General features: G+C 70.3%; 4 protein-coding genes. All 4 read right to left on the bottom strand.

Annotation, left to right across the window (positions count from 1 at the left end; all coding sequences use genetic code 11):
* Nucleotides 1-1979 (bottom strand): terminase gpA endonuclease subunit (locus tag AB1578_22785; protein ID MEW6490725.1); only part of this gene is annotated, 1979 nt, incomplete at its 3' end.
* Nucleotides 1954-2580 (bottom strand): hypothetical protein, encoded by a 627-nt coding sequence (locus tag AB1578_22780; GenBank protein ID MEW6490724.1) that lies wholly within the window; start codon nt 2578-2580, stop codon nt 1954-1956. The genes AB1578_22785 and AB1578_22780, both read right to left, overlap by 26 nt.
* A gap of 12 nt (nt 2581-2592) precedes the next feature.
* Nucleotides 2593-2868, bottom strand: a complete 276-nt coding sequence (locus AB1578_22775; GenBank protein ID MEW6490723.1) for a hypothetical protein — start codon at nt 2866-2868, stop codon at nt 2593-2595.
* Nucleotides 2869-2872: 4 nt separating this feature from the next.
* Nucleotides 2873-3211, bottom strand: a complete 339-nt coding sequence (locus AB1578_22770) for a hypothetical protein (protein MEW6490722.1) — start codon at nt 3209-3211, stop codon at nt 2873-2875.
* Nucleotides 3212-3364: the final 153 nt, after the last annotated feature.

Here is a 3364-nt window from a genome sequence, read left to right as displayed (position 1 = left end):
CTGGCGGGCTTGGCGGGCGCGGCGGGCGGCCGCTGGGCCGCCGGCGGCTTCCACAACTTCACCTGCGCGATGTCCACGAGCGCCAGCTCCATGTAGCTCGCGTCCCACAGGTGGTTCGCCCGGTTCTTCGGGTTCTGCCAGAACCCCTTGTCGTCGCGGCCTTCCACGCACAACTGCCGGGCGAGCTCGTGGAGGCCGTGCTCCACCCGGGCCCCGGGGTCGCGGGCCAGGAGGGCGAGCTGGTCGGGGGTGTACCCGCTGTGCAGGTGCCAGGCCCCTGGGTTGCCGGGCTCCACCAGGAGCTTGGCGGCCAGGCGGTCTTTGTAGTGCTTGGTGTTGAGCAGGTAGAGCGGCACCGCGCCGGGGAGCGGCCGGTTCGTGCCCGGGATGCGGTCCTGGTGAGACATGCGGTAGGGGCTCGACATGGTGCGCAGGCCCTTGAAGAGCAGCACCCCGGGGTGCGCGTACGCCCACAGGTAGGCCTCGGCCGTGCGCGAGAGGTCGGCCCACGGCTCGCTCTCGCCCCCGCCCGAGTCGATGCCCCGAAGCGTCACTACGTGGCGCCCGCCTTGGACGTCGGCGAACTCGCTCTCGAAGAAGAGCTGCCTCAGCGCCTCCCACGAGTCCACGAAGCCCGCCTTGAGGAGCCAGCTCTCCTGCTCCAGGCCGAAGCCCCAGGCGCGGACCGAGAACCAGAAGCCTCTCTTTTGCATGTCGGCCACGGCGGTGACCGCCGCGATGGGCCCCGAGGGCACGAGCCCCTCGGGGCGGTCGTCCCGCAGCCGCAGGACCTGGTCCTCCTTGCGGTCGGCGAGGGCCTCTTCGTAGTCCCGCGCCTGGATCCCGTGCGCCAGGTCTCGCCGGGCCGAGAGGTCGCCGGCCTTGGCCCGCAGGATGGTGCGGGCGATCTGTGCAAGCGGTACGTCGGGCAAGGGGAAGGCCGAGAGCAGGAAGCCCACGTCGCTCGGCCGGCGGTGCTCGGCCCCCTGGATGCACACCCAGTCGCCGTGGTGGTACGCCCAGGTGCGCTCGGCCTCGTCCCAGTGCTCGCCGCAGGCGTTGCACAGGTAGCCGACGCCGCCGGGGTCGGCCTTGATGCTCTCTTCGGTCGCCCCCTCGGGGATGTCCATGTGCTCTTCGTCCATCACCACCAACGCGCCGCAGTGGGGGCACCGGGCGGCGGCGGCCCAGACCTGCTGGCAAGCCATGGTCCCCTTGTAGATCCAGGCGCCGGCCGGGGTGCTGGCGAAGAAGTGCTTGCTGAACCGGTTGGTGCGGGTGCGCTTCTTGATCCGGTCGATGGGATCGGCCTCAGAGCCGATCATCCGCATCTTGTCGACCTCGTCGGAGAACGTGTAGCGGGCCGAGAAGACGGCGGTCGAGGTGAGCGAACCAGACCAGGAGGGCAGGATCGCCATGCCGTCGGCGAAGGTGATCCCCTTGTGGGCCGTGTCGTCGGCCCGAGGGGAGAGGTGCCGCGCGAGGCTCGGAGTGACGCGGAACATGGGGATGAGCTTTCGCCCCATGATGCGATCGGAGCTCTCCGCGTCGGGCATCTGGTAGAACACGTTGCCCGGGGCGTAGGTGCGCAGCCAACCCAGGCACGAGAGCATGGTGTTGGTTTTCGACGCCTGGTCGACGGCGCAGTACCACACCTCGCGCACCCAGGGCTGGGCCCAGGTGTCCATCACCTTGGCGGCGTAGCGCGCGAACTCGGGCCGGTAGGCCCCCGGGTGGGCTTCGGCGGCCGGCATGCGCCGGTGGCGCACGCTCCACTCGCTGGGATGGATGCGGCGCGGCTTCTTGCACCGGCGCACCACGAGCTCGGGGATGCGAAGCTCGATCTCCTTGCCCGCGGCCGCACGGCGCCATGCCGGCGGCATCCAGGGGCGCAGCCGCAACCGCAGCTGCCCCGCGGCCGGGATCCCCGGCAGCGCCGACTGAGCGGCGGCGTCAGTGGCCAGGGCCGGGCTCGCCACGCTCGCCTTCCTCGCCGGCGGACGGGTCGGACAGGTCAGACCCGTCGGACGCCTCCAAGAGCTCCTCGGCCTCGAACACCACCACCTGGGTATGGCTGCGCACCGCCTCGGTCAGGGCGGCGGCGTAGAGCTCTTCGAGCCCGGCATTGAGCTCGCCGGTGCGCCCCGGCGCGCCGCCGCACAGGTGCACGAGCTCGGGGACCCGCAGCGCGGTGAGCTGCCGCAGGGCCTCCTCCACCCGGCCGGCAAAGGCGGCCATCTGCCGCTCGTGGTCGATCACCTCCATCCAGCGCTCGTCTTCCTTGCGGTCGGCCCGCTCCTTGCCCGCCACCTCGGCCCGCAGCTTGCGAATTTCCAGGTCGGCCCGCTCTCGCTCCTGGTCGCGCTCGGCCAGGGACTGGCCGGTGAGGGGCGCGATCTTCAGCTCGTTCTTCACATAGGCCAGCAAATCCATCAGGCGCACCGACTTGTCGGTCTGCACCATCTGCAGGCGCTTGGCGTCCTCGTAGAACTTGGCCTTCGAGACCGGCAGCCGCTGCGCCTCGACGAACTCGGCGAAGGCCTCGGCGCGGTTCTTGTAGACGTCGCGGAAGTCGGGCATGACGTGGTCTGCCTATACCTTTGGGTTCTCGCGCCACGCGATGGGCTCGAACTCGTCCAGGCGAAGCCCCAGCCACTGGCCGTTGGTGGCCAGCACGCTGACGGCGCCGAGCCGGTTGCTGCGGCAGTCGTGCTCCCCCGGCAACACCCGGGTCCCCGCAAAGGGCCCGTCGCCCCGGACGGTCTCGGGCACCCGGACCCGGCTCGGCACGAAAGGCGGCCGGGAGCCGGGGCGGGCCTGGATCGCGGCGGTCTTGTAGTAGGCGAGGGCCTTCTCGTGGTCGGTCATCGCATCACCCTTCCCCGCACGGCTCAGGCGCTCCGAGCAGTGCGTGCATCGACTCATCCGTCACGTGCACCACCAAGAGACCATCTGCCAGGACCGGCGGGCCCACCACATCGAAGTCGTGGTGCCAGCCCTGCCACACCGCCTTGAGCTTGCTTGCGTCGAGAGCTGCTCTCTGGCCCTGCCGATATGCCCTCATCAGCAACCAGCACAGGTCCAGGCCCTCCAGAAACTCCGCCTCCAGAGGCTTCACCGCGGTGCGAAGCTCGGCGTCTCTGCGATCGCACTCCCGGCACCCGAACGTGGAGAGCGGCGACTTGCCGTGCTCGCAACGGGGCAACGGCAACGGGGTTCTGCTCGGGGTGTCCATAGGTTGTTCCTCCCTTCAGCCGCAATGAGCCCTTGAACCCTTGGCCGCGACAGGCCCCCTGCTGACTTCCCAGCGGGCCGATTCCCGGGCTTCCGGGTCTCCGGGATCTTCGAGCAGTGCGCGCAACCG

The organism is Thermodesulfobacteriota bacterium (assembly GCA_040756475.1).
GTDB lineage: Bacteria > Desulfobacterota > Deferrisomatia > Deferrisomatales > JACRMM01 > JBFLZB01.
This window is presented reverse-complemented; position numbering and strand designations above follow the sequence as displayed.

What these genes read in the sequence shown, in the direction of transcription:
- AB1578_22775 (MEW6490723.1), bottom strand. Translation starts at nt 2,868, where the DNA reads ATGACCGACCACGAGAAGGCCCTCGCCTACTACAAGACCGCCGCGATC.
- AB1578_22780 (MEW6490724.1), bottom strand. Translation starts at nt 2,580, where the DNA reads ATGCCCGACTTCCGCGACGTCTACAAGAACCGCGCCGAGGCCTTCGCC.